This window comes from Peptoclostridium litorale DSM 5388, from assembly GCF_900141635.1.
Taxonomy (GTDB): Bacteria; Bacillota; Clostridia; order Peptostreptococcales; family Peptostreptococcaceae; genus Peptoclostridium; species Peptoclostridium litorale.
This window is the reverse complement of sequence record NZ_FSRH01000009.1, coordinates 106,101-122,040: the sequence shown is the minus strand read 5'-3', so window position 1 is coordinate 122,040 and position 15,940 is coordinate 106,101. Positions and strand designations below refer to the sequence as shown.

General features: G+C 42.3%; 16 protein-coding genes. 13 read left to right on the top strand and 3 right to left on the bottom strand.

The genetic code is table 11. The features are described 5' to 3' along the window. Window positions 1-111: 111 nt before the first annotated feature. The 5 genes from saoB (at window position 112) to saoL (ending at window position 4,648) form a co-directional block, all read left to right on the top strand. Window positions 112-912, top strand: a complete 801-nt coding sequence (gene saoB, locus BUQ87_RS09760; protein ID WP_239591068.1) for an ABC transporter substrate-binding (seleno)protein SaoB — start codon at window positions 112-114, stop codon at window positions 910-912. Window positions 913-1,158: 246 nt separating this feature from the next. Next, the gene (saoX, locus tag BUQ87_RS09755) at window positions 1,159-2,289 is read left to right on the top strand and encodes an ABC transporter substrate-binding subunit SaoX (protein WP_052635915.1); all 1,131 of its coding nucleotides are present in this window, start codon (window positions 1,159-1,161) and stop codon (window positions 2,287-2,289) included. After that, window positions 2,282-3,145, top strand: coding sequence for an ABC transporter permease subunit SaoP (gene saoP, locus BUQ87_RS09750; RefSeq protein ID WP_465225326.1), 864 nt, complete (start codon window positions 2,282-2,284; stop codon window positions 3,143-3,145). Before saoX ends, saoP begins: the two co-directional genes overlap by 8 nt. Further along, entirely contained in the window at window positions 3,145-3,900 is a 756-nt protein-coding gene (gene saoA / locus BUQ87_RS09740) for an ABC transporter ATP-binding protein SaoA (RefSeq protein ID WP_038262012.1), read from the top strand. Before saoP ends, saoA begins: the two co-directional genes overlap by 1 nt. An 82-nt stretch (window positions 3,901-3,982) precedes the next feature. Continuing rightward, window positions 3,983-4,648, top strand: coding sequence for a MerB-like organometallic lyase SaoL (saoL, locus tag BUQ87_RS09735; protein ID WP_238493470.1), 666 nt, complete (start codon window positions 3,983-3,985; stop codon window positions 4,646-4,648). A gap of 122 nt (window positions 4,649-4,770) precedes the next feature. On the opposite strand, the gene gap is transcribed toward saoL, so the two are convergent. Next, complete coding sequence (gene gap, locus BUQ87_RS09730) at window positions 4,771-5,781, bottom strand: type I glyceraldehyde-3-phosphate dehydrogenase (RefSeq protein ID WP_038262010.1); 1,011 nt, start codon at window positions 5,779-5,781, stop codon at window positions 4,771-4,773. Between the two features lie 433 nt (window positions 5,782-6,214). Between gap and BUQ87_RS09725 the strand changes: the two genes are divergently transcribed. Further along, entirely contained in the window at window positions 6,215-6,400 is a 186-nt protein-coding gene (locus BUQ87_RS09725; RefSeq protein ID WP_038262007.1) for a hypothetical protein, read from the top strand. A gap of 138 nt (window positions 6,401-6,538) precedes the next feature. Next, window positions 6,539-7,516, top strand: coding sequence for a YeiH family protein (locus BUQ87_RS09720; protein WP_038262004.1), 978 nt, complete (start codon window positions 6,539-6,541; stop codon window positions 7,514-7,516). A gap of 152 nt (window positions 7,517-7,668) precedes the next feature. Here BUQ87_RS09720 and BUQ87_RS09715 read toward each other — a convergent pair whose 3' ends face one another. Next, window positions 7,669-9,075: a L,D-transpeptidase family protein gene (locus tag BUQ87_RS09715; RefSeq protein WP_052635913.1), complete on the bottom strand. Its 1,407-nt coding sequence runs from the start codon at window positions 9,073-9,075 to the stop codon at window positions 7,669-7,671. Window positions 9,076-9,359: 284 nt separating this feature from the next. Here BUQ87_RS09715 and BUQ87_RS09710 point away from each other — a divergent pair, with 284 nt between their 5' ends. Further along, the gene (locus BUQ87_RS09710) at window positions 9,360-9,785 is read left to right on the top strand and encodes a universal stress protein (protein ID WP_038262002.1); all 426 of its coding nucleotides are present in this window, start codon (window positions 9,360-9,362) and stop codon (window positions 9,783-9,785) included. A 194-nt stretch (window positions 9,786-9,979) separates the two neighbouring features. Further along, the gene (locus tag BUQ87_RS09705; protein ID WP_038262000.1) at window positions 9,980-10,276 is read left to right on the top strand and encodes a YkuS family protein; all 297 of its coding nucleotides are present in this window, start codon (window positions 9,980-9,982) and stop codon (window positions 10,274-10,276) included. Window positions 10,277-10,379: 103 nt separating this feature from the next. Here BUQ87_RS09705 and trpS read toward each other — a convergent pair whose 3' ends face one another. Continuing rightward, a complete protein-coding gene (trpS, locus tag BUQ87_RS09700; RefSeq protein ID WP_038261997.1) occupies window positions 10,380-11,375 on the bottom strand; it encodes a tryptophan--tRNA ligase in 996 nt (331 codons plus the stop codon). A 457-nt stretch (window positions 11,376-11,832) separates the two neighbouring features. Here trpS and BUQ87_RS09695 point away from each other — a divergent pair, with 457 nt between their 5' ends. The 4 genes from BUQ87_RS09695 to speB all read left to right on the top strand — a co-directional run bounded on the left by BUQ87_RS09695 (window position 11,833) and on the right by speB (window position 15,778). Continuing rightward, entirely contained in the window at window positions 11,833-13,284 is a 1,452-nt protein-coding gene (locus BUQ87_RS09695) for an aminotransferase class I/II-fold pyridoxal phosphate-dependent enzyme (protein WP_038261994.1), read from the top strand. A 312-nt stretch (window positions 13,285-13,596) separates the two neighbouring features. Continuing rightward, window positions 13,597-14,037 (top strand): adenosylmethionine decarboxylase, encoded by a 441-nt coding sequence (gene speD / locus BUQ87_RS09690; RefSeq protein WP_038261990.1) that lies wholly within the window; start codon window positions 13,597-13,599, stop codon window positions 14,035-14,037. Between the two features lie 48 nt (window positions 14,038-14,085). After that, a complete protein-coding gene (speE, locus tag BUQ87_RS09685) occupies window positions 14,086-14,934 on the top strand; it encodes a polyamine aminopropyltransferase (RefSeq protein WP_038261987.1) in 849 nt (282 codons plus the stop codon). Then, entirely contained in the window at window positions 14,927-15,778 is an 852-nt protein-coding gene (gene speB, locus BUQ87_RS09680; RefSeq protein ID WP_330391322.1) for an agmatinase, read from the top strand. Before speE ends, speB begins: the two co-directional genes overlap by 8 nt. Window positions 15,779-15,940: the final 162 nt, after the last annotated feature.

Genomic DNA, 15,940 nt, shown 5'->3' with positions numbered 1-15,940 from the left:
GAATCCGGCTTCTCGGCGTTTTTAAAAGAGTTTAACAGATTTTAATTTAACTGCGCAGTCAGTATTTAGTTACAGCAGCCAATATTTTACGTGAGGACCAGGAGGTGACTTATGGAACATATTAAAAAGATATTGATTTCAACAGCCGCGGTATTTTTTGTATTTGCGGTGTTTTTTTTGCTGCCCAAAGAGCAGAGGCTAAGCGCCAATGTCAGGATAGCGGCATCAAATGATAGCTCGGGGATGTTGCTTGACTATATGATAAGAAACAAGGACAAGAGCGGGAATATAAAAAACCTAGACGTTGAATCATACATACTTGGGGACTGCTGAAGTCCATCGGCTCAATGGGCATTGAGCTCGGATTCTGTGGACATGGCAATAATATGTCCGGACTCGGCGGTAGAATTTTTAAAGTCGACTGACGAATATGTACTTGTAGGAAGCTGCATCCAAAATTCAAGCATAATAGTTTCAAAGACGGGCATGCCCGCAAGAAGGGTCGGATACGCTCAAAATAGGCCGCATATACAAAGCATGGTAGATAAACTCTATCCTGAAGCGGTAGAAAAAAAAGCCCTCATAATGCATGCATTGCCGTATTCCCTTGAAAATGGCATGGTTGACACTGTGCTTTTAGACATTACCACGGGGCTTTCACTTTCAGGAAAAAAGAATAATGCAAAGCTTGAGAATCCTATAGTAACGCATGTTATCGTAGCGAGCAAATCGTTTATTGAAAGGGAGGATTTCAAGGGATTTGTAGAGCTTTACAACGAGTCTGTAAATGAACTTGCAAAACCAAAGACATTCAAAAGGGCTTTTGAAGATTATAAGGGAGCAGCACTTTCTGATAAGGACTATGAATTTATAAAACAGGCAAATATAGAGTTTGTGCAGATAGAGCCATAAAAAAAAATTATAAAAGCATATATATGCATTAAAAATACAAATTTTACAAAATAATTGTTTAGATATAAAATTAATGCTGTGACATTTGAAAAAAAATACTAAATAAGAAAAAAGCTTCTAATTGAAAATGATTTTGAAGGGGTTTTGCAAATAATTATTCATGTTGACAAGCTTGGCTGAAGGTATATAGGCTAAGTTCTAATTTTGTAGGGGTTTTATAACAAGGGAGAAAATGGAGGAACAGTCATGAAATTTTTTAATCAGCATAGAAAAATGAAAAAACTTGCATGCATGCTTATTATGGCCTCGCTGCTTGCGACGTCTGCGGTTGGATGTTCAAAAGGGACTGAGGAATCAAGTGTTGCAAATCAGGCATCACAGCAACTTGAAGCATATACTGTGAATCTGGGATATTACAACTGCGACCACATGGTTCCGGCCTGCGTGGGGGAGGCGGCAGGCATATTCAAGGAGCTTGGGCTGGACGTTAAGATATCTGGAAACGGAAAGGTTCCTCAGGCCATGGCGGCAGGGCAAATGGATGTTGGATACATAGGAACAAGAGGGCTTATGGCGGCAAGGCCTAAGGGGTCTCCTATAATGGTGGCAGCAACAAATCATATAGGAGGTTCGATGTATCTTGTGGTTTCAAATGACATTGAAAAACCTGAAGACCTGCTTGGACAGCCTGTGGCGATAGGGTCTGACCCGCTGAAGAGTGAGTCATGGGTTTGCGGATATTCTCAGGATACGGGACTTCCATCTGATCCAAGCAATTACGAATGCCTTTCATTTGGATCTGATGCAGACAAATACCTTGCGCTAAAGTCGGGCAATATAAAGGCGTATACCTGCTGCGATCCATGGGGGTCCATGGCGGAATACGAGGGAACCGGAAAGATAATGTCTACATACATGGAAATGGATGGTGCAATGGGGGTCTGCTGTGCATTTGCAATGAACAGCAATTTTGAAAAAGAACATCCGGATATTGCAAGGAAGATGGTTCTTGCACATACGAAATCAATCGAGTACATATATACTCATCCAGTGAAGGCGGCGAAGATATTTGCAGACTACTACAATGTTCCTGAAGAGGTTGCAATGATGACAATATACAAAAAGACTGTTGCCGAAGGCAGGACCCTTACTTGGAAAATAGACGATACGCAGTATGCACATGCAATGGAAGGTTATAAGAAATATGACCTCGTAGACGAGCTTCCTGAATATGATGATGTCGTTAAAAAGAACATATTGGCTGAATCCGGAGCAAAAGATTTCGACGAGTTCATTAAAAACGATGTCGATGAAATATATCCTGTGGGAATGAGCTACGACGACTGGAAGGCCAAGGCGATGGAGATTGATGCATAAGAGCGCTGCAAAACATGCGAATAGGGAGGTTGGTGTTTTGGAAAAAGCTGAAAATAGAGCTTCCATATACAGTGGAGTGTTGAAATATAAAAATGTTACAAAACAGGACGCAGTGGAAAACCTCTACAAGGTATTGGTGGCTGCGATAATGATAGGGGCATGGCAGGCCGCCGCTATGAAAATAGACAACCAGCTGCTTTTGCCCTACCCCCTTGTAACAGCTAAGGCGTTTGTACACTGTGTGACAGATGCTGAAACTGTCAAAAATATACTCATAACCCTTCAAAGGGTTTTAAAGGGATTTTTATATGCGCTTGCATTTGGGCTTCCGTTAGGATTTTTAATGGGATTTTCAAAGCTTGCGGACAAGCTTATGGGAGGCTTCATAGACTCCATAAGGCAGGTGCCCATAATGGCATGGGTGCCTCTTACAATAGTGTGGTTCGGCATAGGTGACGGCCCTACAATATTTCTCATAGCGTTTTCTGGGATATTTCCTGTAATACTAAATACAATACAGGGGGTAAGGGGGATATCAAAGGACTATTTCAACGCCGCAAGAAGCATGGGGGCGGGAAGGCTGAGCATATTTTTCAATGTAATCCTTCCAGGGGCGCTTCCGGATATACTGACATCTGCAAGAATAGCGATAAGTGCGGGATGGATGAGCGTTATCTGAGCGGAGTTCATAGCTACGAGTGCCGGTCTCGGTTACTCCATGGTTGAGGCGCAAACAAGAATGCAAACTGAAACTCTTGTGGCCCTCATGTTCTTTGCAGCTTTTGTAGGATTTGGAATAGACAGGATGATACAGTACATGAATAAAGCTCTTACCAAATGGAGGTATGTTGAATAATGAATCTTGAGGTAAGAAATATAGACAAGACATTTATAAACAACAAAGAGGAAAACAAGGTGCTCGGCAATATAGATTTTAAAGTTGAAAAAGGACAGTTCATATCCCTTCTGGGACCATCAGGATGCGGAAAGACTACGCTGCTTACAATAATGGCGGGTTTCCAAAAGGCCGATTCCGGGGAGATACTGCTTGAAGGAAAAAAGGTTGCAAAGCCCGGCCCCGATAGGGGCTTTGTGTTCCAAAACTATGCCCTTTTTCCATGGATGAACCTAAGGCACAACATAATGTTTCCCATGAAGCAGCAGGGTGTGCCAAAGGCTCAAAGAGAGGAAAGGATGCTTGAGCTTCTCAGGATGGCTCAGCTTGAAGGAAATGAAAAGCTATATCCTCATCAGATGTCTGGCGGCATGAAGCAAAGGGCGGCTGTTATAAGGGCTCTTGCATGCAAGCCTCAGGTGCTTCTCATGGACGAGCCCCTTGGGGCCGTGGATTTCCAGATGAGGCAGCTGCTCCAAGAGGAGCTTGAAAGCCTTGTTATGAAGGCGAACATAACCGCCGTCATGGTTACTCACGATGTTGACGAGGCTGTGTACATGAGCGACAGGGTAATAGTGATGTCGAGAAACAGGGGAAAGATACTTTCTGACATGAGCATTGAAATGGAAAGGCCGAGGGACAGAAAAAGTGGAATATACGCCAAGTACAAGGACGAACTCACAGCGGTTCTCAAAAGGGCGCTTGATGGAGAATGATTTTAAGCAAATGGAGAGGATTTTATATATGAAAAGGTTTAATTATGAACCAGCGTCAAGGGTCAAGGAATACGTAAATGGAATGGACTTTAGGTATTATAAGCCTGAAAGACTTATAATAGACAGTATAGATTCAAGGCTTGACTCGGATGAAAAAAAGGTGAGATTCTATATAATGGACAGGATAATAGAAAACGGCATGCCGTTTAACTTTGCTGTCATACCTGAAGCCATGCAAAAGAGCCTCAATATGACTGAGGGCATGATAAGGGAAACAATAGACAGTCTTGCAGCAAAAAATGCAGCAGTTTCAGATGAAAATCAGAACATAAATTTCATATATCCCGTTTCAGGATTTCCTACAAACCATCATATAGAACTTGCAGACGGCAGGGAATTCAGCGCCATGTGTGCAGTTGACGGGATGGGATGCGCATTTACATTCAGGCAGGACATAAAGCTTACATCAAGCTGCAGTCAGTGCGGCGAGCAGGTGAGAGTCGAGATAAGTAACGGGGAGATAGTGAATCTTCTGCCGGAAGACGCACATGTACTCCATGTGGACCTCAACAAGAATCAAAACTGGTCGGGCAGTTGCTGAAACATAATGAATTTCTTCTGTAAGAAGGAACATTATGACCAGTGGATTGCTGAAATGGGAGTTCCAAATGACCAGATATTTTGCCTTGAGGCACAAGAGGCCATATGGGTTTCGAGAATGCTTTTTGGACTTGAGGGAGATATATAATATATACCTTCATGCGCCAGCTTCCTCTTAGAGAGGATTTCTATAGTCATATTACAAATAAAGGAAGACCGCCATATGGCGGTCTTCCTTTATTTGTAATATATTTTGATAGGCGTAATGGATTACATTTTAGAAGCTACAAGGTTTACCATGTCAACAACCCTTACAGAGTATCCCCACTCGTTGTCATACCAAGCGGCAACCTTAACCATGTTGTCTCCTATAACCTTTGTAAGCTCTGAGTCAACTATTGAAGATCTGTCGTCTCCTCTGTAGTCTATAGATACAAGTGGCTCTTCGCAAACCCCAAGTATTCCCTTAAGGCTAGTTTCAGAAGCTTCCTTAAGAGCGGCGTTTACCTCTTCGGCAGTAACGTTCTTGCCAAGCTCGCAAACAAGGTCAGTTATAGACACGACTGGAGTAGGAACTCTAAGCGCATATCCGTCAAGCTTTCCTTTAAGCTGAGGAAGAACCTTGGCAACGGCCTTTGCAGCTCCAGTAGTGGTAGGTATTATAGACTCAGCAGCAGCTCTTGCTCTTCTAAGGTCTTTGTGAGTCTTGTCAAGTATCTGCTGGTCGTTTGTATATGCATGTATAGTAGTCATAAGACCTTTAACTATTCCGAACTTTTCATCAAGAACCTTTGCTACAGGAGCAAGGCAGTTTGTAGTGCATGAAGCATTTGAAAGTATGTGGTGGTTTTCAGGATCGTAGTCATTATCGTTAACTCCCATAACCATTGTGAAGTCTTCGCCTTTTGCTGGAGCCGTAAGTATAACCTTTTTAGCGCCCGCTTCTATGTGGCCTGAAAGGGCCTCTTTTGTCTTGAATACACCTGAAGACTCTACAACAAGGTCAACTCCAAGCTCTTTCCAAGGTATGAGCTTTGGCTCGCTTGCATGAAAAACCTTTATTTCTTTTCCGTCTATTACAACAGAATCTTCTTTTGCAGTAACATCGTATTTGCATGTTCCAAAGCAAGAGTCGTACTTGTAAAGGTGCGCTATTGTCTTAGCGTCCGCCCTTGTGTTTATAGCCACGATCTCAAGATCGCTGCCGAGCTTTTCCTTAGCAATCCTTAAAAAAAGTCTTCCTATTCTTCCAAAACCGTTTATACCTATTTTGATGGCCATGAAAATACCTCCTAAAATATATGTAATAGTTGCCTTTGGCAATGCATCTTCATAAATGTGACATACTGTATAAAAAATATTACATATTATTTATACAGTTTGTATACATTTTTGTCAAGATTAAAAGGGCATATACTTGAAAATTTAAACAAAAAATAACGGGACTACAAAAATAGTGCGCAACTTCTCTGAAAAGCACATACTTAAAGTTTATACCCTCAAAAATGAATACGTAACAGGGCGTGAAAAATCAAAAAGTATGTCAAAAAAGGCTTTCAAAAATTAATTTGATGTTTAACTGACATTCGTGGTTGGTATATTTATTATTATTAAAAAATATTTTCAATTTATTTTGAAAATTTGCTGGAGAGAGGCTTGTTCGTAAGGACTGGCTGTCAACATAGAATACTAAATAATGGAGGGCGTTTGGGATATGGAAAAGAGGATAACTGAAGACGAGATAAGGGAAATTGCAAATTTGCTTTCGGGGCTTAAGCTTACAAAACCGGGAGCGTTCATGTTCAATGACATAAGGACAATAAACAGCTTCTACCTAAAGGCAACGGGCAGCGGGCTGTTCGATGAACACCATATAGATGGTCTTGAAAGAGGATTTTAATATTGATGCAGGCGCCGGGGATTACTCCCTGGTTTTTTTATTGTTGGCCCAACATATAATAATCCCTTATGGATATATAACAAATCGTGATTTCTATTCCGCTATTAATACTGCTATACTCTTTTCGGAGGCGATATCATGAAAAAGATAAATGAACTAGCGGCGGGACTGTTTTTGGTGATTGTTATAGCATATGTCTCAAAGGGCATTGAAGGTGTTTTAGCGCCGTACATAAGGATTGAGGCCCTCACCATAGGGATACTCATGGGCATGGCATACAGGCTTGCATTTGGGCTTGGAGAAACATTCGTGGGAGGGGTTTCTTTCTCGCTTAAGAAACTTCTAAAGGCAGGAATAGTCCTTCTGGGATTCAAGCTCAGTTTTGGGAGCATAATAGAGCTTGGCCCAAGGCTGCTTCTCACGGTAATAATTTTTGTGGCGCTGGTTATGGCTCTTTCTGTAATGATTGGAAAGGCTCTGGGTGCGGACAGCAGGCTTTCGGCCCTTGTAGGGGTTGGGTCATGCATTTGCGGCGCATCGGCCGTTGTGGCCATGGGCCCGTGCATAGATGCAAAAGAGGACGATTGCATACTTGCTGTTTCAGTAGTCAGCTTTTGGGGGGCTGTGGGAGTTATAGTATATTCTGCTGTGGCTGCCGTGTCGGGCATTACTGATGTGCAGTATGGGATATGGTCAGGACTTTCTCTTCATGGTGTGGCTCACGCAATCGCAGCAGCATTTGCAAGGGGAGATGATGCCGGGAACATAGGAACTGTTGTGAAAATGGCGAGGGTGCTTATGCTCGTGCCCCTGTCTATTATCCTCAGCGCTGTGTTTGCGGGAAAAGAAGAGGGCAATAGGGCAAAATTCCCCATGTATGTGGGCTATTTCATAATTGCAGGGGTACTATCTTCATTGGGAATAATGCCTGAAGTGGCGGTCGGCTTTCTTTCAAGCGTGAGCTCGTGGTTTATAATGATGGCCATGATATCCATGGGCATAATGGTGGATTTCAAGCAGATAAAAAGCAGGGGAATGAAGTCGATTGCAATAGGCACTGTGCTTTTTGTGATAACGGGCCCGCTGTCATATGCGTTGGTTCTTAAAATGTTCTAGGTTATGCCTGCACTAAAACGATGCCAGAGTTAATCACATAAAAGTCACATAAGACATAAAAAATCCAACCTCAGTGCGGGTTGGATTTTTTGAAAGCTGTTTTTAAGATGAGATATAAAGACATATCGATTAATGGTGTTACCTTGTATACGCTATTCTATCACTATCACTGAGGCCTGTCCTATTTTAACCCAGTTGTACAGGAACTGGGCATGGGAAGTGAAATTCCTTACGCACTTGTGTGATCTTGGAACCGTCCCAAGCGTTATTATGGACTCCTTGTGCCCTGGGTCTATGAGCTGGCCGCCTGATTTTATATAGTCAACCGGAACCCCGTGTACATATGCTCCTCCTGTAAACCTTATTGCATATGGAGCATATCCCGATATTTCCTTCGTTATATCGTCGAGATACAGGAATTTTGGCTTTCTCTCTATGGCCATGAAGTAGCCAAGAGGCGTCTCGAGCTTGTATTTTGCCTGAGCGCCCGTGGTTGCAAATGAATATGATATCATCTGCCAGCCAAGGTCAGTCCACTCGAAAACTGCTTCATTCTGATTTTTCCTGTCTACAACTATGACCTGGGACAGGGTGGAAGGCGCATTTTTTGTGTAAACATATTTTTTTGGAACCCAAAGCGCCTTTGCATAGTCAACTGATTTGACCTTGTAGTATGAGCCCTGCTCATCAAGTATTGAAAAAAGAGTCCCATCGCCAAGGTATATGAATTCCGACTTGTTATTCAGGTTGTAATATGCGGGTGCGCTTTGGTCCCTGAGGTTTCCGAAAGCATCAGAGGTCGAGCTCTTGTACAGAGGAGCCCTGCCGGCTCTGTTCTTGTAGTTTGAAACATATCCCATTTTGCTGCTGTCGACAGCGCCCTTGAGCGTGTCCATTGAAGACTTCATCTTGTCGAACTGGAAAGTGCGCCTTTGGCCTAGCGACGAGAGCATGTATCCAAATTGCATTTTTCCGTCCTTATACCAAAAAACCTTGTACCATATGTCGGAGCCGTATGATGATATATACTGACCCCTTACGGATTCTATTATGTTCAGCTTTTCGAAATATGCGGCGGTCCTTAAAATTTTCGACTGTGTAGTCGGCTCCTGCCTTATATTTCCCGCGGATCTGTGAAGCAGAACGTAGTCGTATGCAGGAAGGTGCTTGTCGTATTTCAGGTTGAGAAACATTCCTTCCGGAAGATTGGTATTATATTTTGCTACAAGGGGATAGCCGGAACCCGACAGAGCGATTTCGACCTCTTCGACTGCTGGTTCTGCTGGCGCTGAAACCTCTTCTTCAGGCTCTTGCTCGAGTGGAGCTTCGCCAACTTCCACTTGTGAGAGCTTATCGTCTTTTGAGATATCTTCAGCGTTTATGTTTTCCTCCACGTCATATTTTTCAAGGTCAGCACCATCTACGACCTGCTGGCTGGCTGCGGCTTGGATATGCGCCGAGGCAGCACTCACAGGAACCCTTATGACGTCTGTAGAAGTGCATACCGGAGCGGAGCCCAGAGTTGAGAGTATAAGCATTTTGACTAAAAGCTCATTCATTTTACCACCATCCTGATTAGATATAAGTATATAAAATTCCTACTTAAAAAATTATACCATGTATAAGGACGTTGTATGAATTTTGTAACAGTATTGTAAAGATATTAATTCATGAAAATTCCGACAATAATTTAGTGTAATGGGTTTGCGTCTGCAGGTCGTGGGTATATAAGAAACACAGTTGGATTAATCCGGATGGCTGATGCAATAATATTATATGTCTGTTTAAGGGATCGACATAACGGTATAAATATAAGAATATATTATTAAAGGGGGATTTACTTATGAAAAAGATACTTTTACCTGTTGACGGATCAGAGTTTTGCACGAAGGCCTATGATATGGCGAAGGATTTTGCTAAAAAATTCGGTGCTGAAATAGCGGTGATTCATGTCGAAAACATAGAGTCAAGCTTTTCGTATGCATATACTACTACTAACTTCCAGTCTATAGACGCATATATAAAGGAAAAGTCTGAAGAGATAATAGAAAAGGCTAAAAAGCATTTTGAAGGAGAAGACTTCAAGGTGACGTTTGAGACTACAACAGGTGACCCCGCTTCTGAAATAATAGACTATGCAGAAAAGGAGAACTGCGACCTTATACTTATATGTACACACGGAATGTCTACTACAAGGAGATTCCTGATAGGTTCGGTTGCAAACAAGGTGGTTCACCACGCTACAGTGCCTGTATTTGTAATAAGATAGATTGTAAGTCCTTGTAAAGGCCGATTGCCCTGCCCATGGCAATTGGCCTTTATAAATGGAGAGAGGCAAATGTACTGCGCTTTCAAATGATAAAAAAATATCAAAATCAAAAACTTTGAATAATCCATTTGGATTTGGGAATAGAATAAATAGGCTGCTAAGATTTAAATTTATAAAACAAGGGGGATTAAGTTATGGCGGAAAAAGTTACAATTTCAGTTCAAAAAGGTCTTGGGGATGTCGCTGATTTTCTGAGGGAAAAGGGCTATTCAGTATGTGTTATGGGTGACTGCAAGAAGAAGGCTGACATAAACATAGTGGAAATACACGATTCGGACTGGGAGGAGATAAGCTCGGCTCAGTGCAGGCTTGACGGCGACCAGGAGGTTCTAGTTATAAACGCTGCAAAGTATTCAAAAGACGAGATACTAAAGCTCGTTGAAAACAACATGTGCAAAAAGCCAGAGAGCTGGATAAAGATGGAGCTTTAAGCTGATCGAATTGAATAGAAGCACATGAAAAATGAGTATAGGCCATTTTTATTTTAGATGGCCCATACTCATTTTTGTATTCCGGTGTTTTGCTGACATAGGACTATCTTGGTATTAGTCCTATCTTTTTTTGCATTTTCCTGAGCGTTTTGGTCGCAGCGTAGTTTGCCTTGTCGGCGCCCTTCTTGTATATTTCCTCAAGGTAAGCCTTGTCTGAAAGGTATTCGTTGACTTTTGCCTGTATAGGCTGGAGCTCTTTCACTATTATTTCAGCTACGTCGGATTTAAGCTGGGCATAGCCGCATCCATTGTACTTTTCGACTATTGATTCAGGAGATTCTCCTGTTATGGCGCTTATTATGTTTATGAGGTTTTTTATTCCCGGCTGCTCGTCTGTGTAGTTTATCTCGCCCACAGTGTCTGTAACGGCTCTTGATATCTTTTTTCTTATTACATCAGGAGGGTCCATTATAAGTATATAGCTGTTTGCATTTTCGTCAGATTTGGACATTTTCTTGGCAGGATCTTGAAGATTCATTATCTTTGCGCCCTCTTTAGGGATATACCCGTCTGGAACCTTGAAAGTAGGGCTGTACAGATTGTTGAACCTTTCTGCCAGGTCTCTTGAAAGCTCAAGGTGCTGCATCTGGTCTTTTCCAACAGGGACAAGGTCGGTATTGTAGAGTAGTATGTCAGCTGCCATTAGCACAGGATAAGTGAAAAGTCCCACGGGAATGCTCTCGCCCGCCTTTTGGCTCTTGTCCTTGAATTGCGTCATTCTTGAGAGTTCGCCCATGTATGTAGAACAGTTTAGCAGCCACTGGGCCTCGCAGTGTGCAGGCACGTGCGACTGTATGAAAAGAGTGGCCTTTTCAGGGTCTATGCCTGAAGCAAGGTATATTGCCAGGACCTGAAGCGTTCTGGCTCTTAGGTCTTTTGGAACCTGCCTTACAGTTATTGCGTGAAGGTCCACGACGCAAAAATATGATTCATATTCTTCTTGAAGCTTCACCCAGTTTTTTATTGCCCCTAGATAGTTGCCAAGCGTTAGTTCGCCTGAAGGCTGAATACCGCTGAATATAATTTTTTTGTCACTCATTCTATCACCCTCCAATATTCATAATTCTATATACTATCATAAGTTTTTTTTGACATATAGGCAACAGTATAAGGCGAATTCATATGCATATAGCCGAATAAAAAAGCATAAAATTAATTGTTAAAAAATATACAAATCTTACCGGCTTTAAATTTTGGTTTTTTTAATTTATAGTATGGAAGACGTTTAAAAAAATATTGATTTTTATTTTTTTAATTAGTATAATAGTCTGGCGTTTAGTTTTGATAAACATAGAGTTTACTATTACAAACCTGAAAAGCATGCGCAATGCGTGGCTTGAAGTGAAAATAAATTGCATGTGAAATAGCAGACGGCAGTGCTCTGAAACAGGGAGAAGCTGATCTGCGGCAGTATTGGCAGGAAAACAGCATTCAAACGGATTATAAAAAATGCGTTTGAACAGTCTATATAAAGATATGTGAAAAGGAGTGATTTAATGGTGAAAGACCAAAATAAAATGCCTCTTTTTGAAGCCGTGAAGGCGTACCATGACAAGAAAGTGGTTCCATTTGACGTCCCAGGACACAAGCATGGACAGGGGCTTTTGGAATTTGCTGATTTTGTTGGAGAGACAGTGATGCAAATAGATGTGAACTCGATGAAGCCGCTTGACTATCTGAGCAATCCGGTGAGCGTAATAAAGCAGGCCCAGGAGCTTGCAGCACACGCGTTTTCAGCTGATCACTGCTTTTTTCTTGTAAACGGAACAACATCAGCAGTGCAGGCGATGATAATGAGCGCATGCAGCCCTGGGGACAAGATAATACTTCCAAGGAATGCACACAAGTCTGCAATAAATGGAATAATACTAAGCGGAGCCCAGCCCGTATACGTTCAGCCCGAACTGGACAAGGAGCTTGGAATAGCAATGGGAGTGACGCCTGAGGCCATAGAAAAGGCCATAGATGAAAATCCCGATGCAAAGGCGGTATTCATAATAAACCCGACATACTACGGATACACGAGCAATCTCAGTGATATAGTGAAGCTGTGCCATGAAAAGGGCATAATAGTGCTTGTAGATGAAGCTCACGGAGCCCATTTTTCATTCCACGAGTCGCTTCCGCAGTCTGCCATGAGCGCAGGAGCAGATATGAGCTCTGTAAGCCTTCACAAGACGGGAGGATCGCTTACACAAAGCTCTCTTCTTCTGATGAAGGAAGACCGCATACAGGAAAGCCTTGTAAGGGCCATGATAAACCTTACACTGACAACAAGCGCATCGTATCTTCTGATGTCCAGCCTTGACGTTGCAAGGAAACAGCTTGCAGTCAGAGGGAAAGAGACACTAGACAGGGTGCTTCAGATTTCAAGATGGGCAAGAGATGAGATAAACAAAATAGACGGCCTTTATGCATTCGGAAGGGAAAGGATAAACGGCTGCGGCGTATTCAATTTTGACGAGACGAAGCTTGGAATAGACGTGAACGGAATAGGCCTAACTGGATTTGAGGCCTATGACATACTAAGGGACGAGTACAATATCCAGATGGAACTTGGAGACGTGTGCAACATACTTGCAATAATAAGCGTTGGAGATGATGAAAAATCCGTTAAAGCGCTTGTCGATGCAATATCTGACATGGCTAAAAGATACAGGAGGGAAAGCCTTGACATAGGAACTCTTCCTCTTGAAAATCCGGAAGTCGTTGTGTCTCCGAGACAGGCCTTTTACGGAATGAAAAAAATGGTAAGGCTTGAGGAGTCTGAAGGAATGATATGCGCAGAGTCCGTAATGGCATATCCTCCCGGAATACCTGTTGTGACAATGGGAGAGAAGATAACCAAGGAGATAATAGAATATATACAGTTCATGAAGACACAGCATACAACTCTTTCGGGAACTAAGGACCAGTATATAGAGAATATAGAGGTTCTTGCATTTTAGTTTGAGGCTGCAACATTGGGATTTTAATGCTTTAAGGCTTGCTGAAGGGACACGTTACAAAAAAATATTGACAACATGAAAAAATGTAGTATATTTATTATATATAAACACGAAGTTTATTTTTAGTAAATATAATATGCTTATTTTGATTCTTTATGAAATCATTGCTGCGAGTTGAATGTCAAGGGGTATCCGCCTGTTGCCAAAGAAACTCGCACGCGGTGATTTTTATGGAGATTTTTTTATGTGACATAGTTTAGTAATAATAAGTATTATAAACAGTATAAGTTGATTTGATAAAGGAGAATGGGAATGAAAATAGAACAACTGGGAAGACATATAATAGCGGAATTTTACAACTGCGATAGAGAAATAGTAAACAACCACGCCCTGGTTGAGCAGTACATGAACGAGGCTGCAGAGGCTGCAAATGCAACAATAGTTACAAGCGACTTTCACATGTTCAACCCATGGGGAGTGAGCGGGGCTGTAATAATACAGGAATCGCATCTTACAATACACACATGGCCTGAATACGGATACGCGGCTGTTGACCTTTTCACATGCGGAGACAGCGTAAACCCTTGGGTTGCATTCGAATACCTTGCTGAAAAGTTCGACGCACAAAAGACTGAATCTACTGAAGTTCCAAGGGGAATCGTGGAAAAGATAAAGATGTTCTCGAACAGAGAACTAGGCGAGATTAAATACAAGACTGAAATAGATGATGAAGAAATACAAGATGCGGTATAATATATTTGAAAACTAATTAAGGCCGCATAGGCAGAAGGGAAGATTGCAATGGAACTTTGGTTTACAGAAGAACAGACTGACAACGTAAGATTTTCTATAAAGGTGAAGGAGCATCTTTTTACTGGAAAGAGCGATTTCCAGCAAGTGGATGTATTTGACACTGACGAGTTTGGAAAGGTGCTTGCGATAGACGGGCTATTCATGGTTACTGAAAAGGACGAGTTCGTATATCATGACATGATAACTCACGTCGCTATGGCTACGAACCCGCAGATCAAGAACGTTCTTGTGATAGGCGGAGGAGACGGCGGAACAGTAAGAGAGCTTGTGAGATACAAGGGAATAGAGCATATAGACTTTGTTGAAATAGACGGGCTTGTAATAAAGGCGAGCAGGGAGTACCTTCCGATCACGGCATGCGGAATGGACGACGAGAGAGTTGACATACTTGTTCAAGACGGAATAGAATTCATAAAGGGCAAGGAGAATGTGTACGACCTTATAATTGTCGACTCGACAGACCCGATAGGGCCTGGAGAAGGGCTTTTCACATACGAGTTCTACGAGAACTGCAAAAAGGCCCTTACTGAAAACGGAATACTTATAAACCAGAATGAGAGTCCTTACTATGAAGGAAACGCAAAAGAGATGAAAAGGGCCCACAAGAAGATAAAAGAGGTATTCCCTATATCAGAGGTTTACCAGTACATTCTTCCAACTTATCCGTCGGGACACTGGCTGTTTGGATTCGCATCTAAAAAGCTTCACCCTGTAAGGGACTTCAAGCCGGAAGTTTGGAACAGCCTTGGACTAAAGACTAAATACTACAACACCGACATACATGTGGGGGCTTTTGCACTTCCTACATATGTAAGGGAGATGCTTGACAGTGAATAAGAACATATCCACATTCATAGGATTTGACAATGAATATGGCGAATCTGAAATAGTGGTTTTTGGAAGCCCTTTTGACGGAACCACTTCATTCAGGCCTGGAACGAGATTTGCGCCCTCGATAATGAGGCAGGACTCATACGGCCTAGAAACGTATAGCCCTTATCTGGACATGGACCTTGAGGATGTAAATGTTTTTGACGGCGGGGACATAGATTTTCCTTTCGGCAACACAGGCAAGGTCCTGGACATGATATACGACTATTCGAAGAAAATAGTGGAAGACGGCAAAACTCCTGTTATGGTAGGGGGGGAGCACCTTGTGAGCTATCCGGCTATAAAGGCGGTGCATGAAAAACATGAGGACCTTCACATAATACATTTCGACGCCCATACAGACCTTAGGGACGACTACATGGGAGAGAAGTTTTCTCATGCAAGTGTAATAAAAAGGGCTTGGGATATTGTTGGAGACGGCAGGATATACCAGTTCGGAATAAGATCTGGAGAAAAGGCTGAGTTCGAGTGGGCCAAGAGCCACACTAGTCTTACGAAGTTTGACTTTGAGGGATTAGAAGGCGTGGTAAAGGCACTCAAGGGAAAGCCTATATACATCACAATAGACCTTGACGTTTTGGATCCTTCGGTATTTTCGGGAACGGGCACTATAGAGCCTGGAGGAGTGACTTTCAAGGAACTTGTAAATGCCATATGCGCGCTCAAGGAGCTTGACATAGTTGGAGCAGATGTCGTGGAGCTTTCTCCGCACTACGACCAAAGCGGAACTTCAACTGCGGTCGCATGCAAGGTGCTCAGAGAACTTGTGCTTGCAGTTGCATACAAATAACATGAAAATACGCATAATCAGTGCATAAAAAAAGGGCCGCCCAGGCATGTGAAATTGGGCGGCTTTTTTCGTAAAGTGGCTAAAGACGAAATATTAATACAATTAAGAATACAAATGTATTGATTTTTAAAGTGCATATAAGTATAATAAATAATCGGGTGG

Coding starts and splice junctions, on each gene's coding strand:
- saoX (WP_052635915.1), top strand. CDS start 1,159: ATGAAATTTTTTAATCAGCATAGAAAAATGAAAAAACTTGCATGCATG.
- saoA (WP_038262012.1), top strand. CDS start 3,145: ATGAATCTTGAGGTAAGAAATATAGACAAGACATTTATAAACAACAAA.
- gap (WP_038262010.1), bottom strand. CDS start 5,781: ATGGCCATCAAAATAGGTATAAACGGTTTTGGAAGAATAGGAAGACTT.
- BUQ87_RS09725 (WP_038262007.1), top strand. CDS start 6,215: ATGGAAAAGAGGATAACTGAAGACGAGATAAGGGAAATTGCAAATTTG.
- BUQ87_RS09720 (WP_038262004.1), top strand. CDS start 6,539: ATGAAAAAGATAAATGAACTAGCGGCGGGACTGTTTTTGGTGATTGTT.
- BUQ87_RS09715 (WP_052635913.1), bottom strand. CDS start 9,075: ATGAATGAGCTTTTAGTCAAAATGCTTATACTCTCAACTCTGGGCTCC.
- BUQ87_RS09710 (WP_038262002.1), top strand. CDS start 9,360: ATGAAAAAGATACTTTTACCTGTTGACGGATCAGAGTTTTGCACGAAG.
- BUQ87_RS09705 (WP_038262000.1), top strand. CDS start 9,980: ATGGCGGAAAAAGTTACAATTTCAGTTCAAAAAGGTCTTGGGGATGTC.
- trpS (WP_038261997.1), bottom strand. CDS start 11,375: ATGAGTGACAAAAAAATTATATTCAGCGGTATTCAGCCTTCAGGCGAA.
- BUQ87_RS09695 (WP_038261994.1), top strand. CDS start 11,833: ATGGTGAAAGACCAAAATAAAATGCCTCTTTTTGAAGCCGTGAAGGCG.
- speD (WP_038261990.1), top strand. CDS start 13,597: ATGAAAATAGAACAACTGGGAAGACATATAATAGCGGAATTTTACAAC.
- speE (WP_038261987.1), top strand. CDS start 14,086: ATGGAACTTTGGTTTACAGAAGAACAGACTGACAACGTAAGATTTTCT.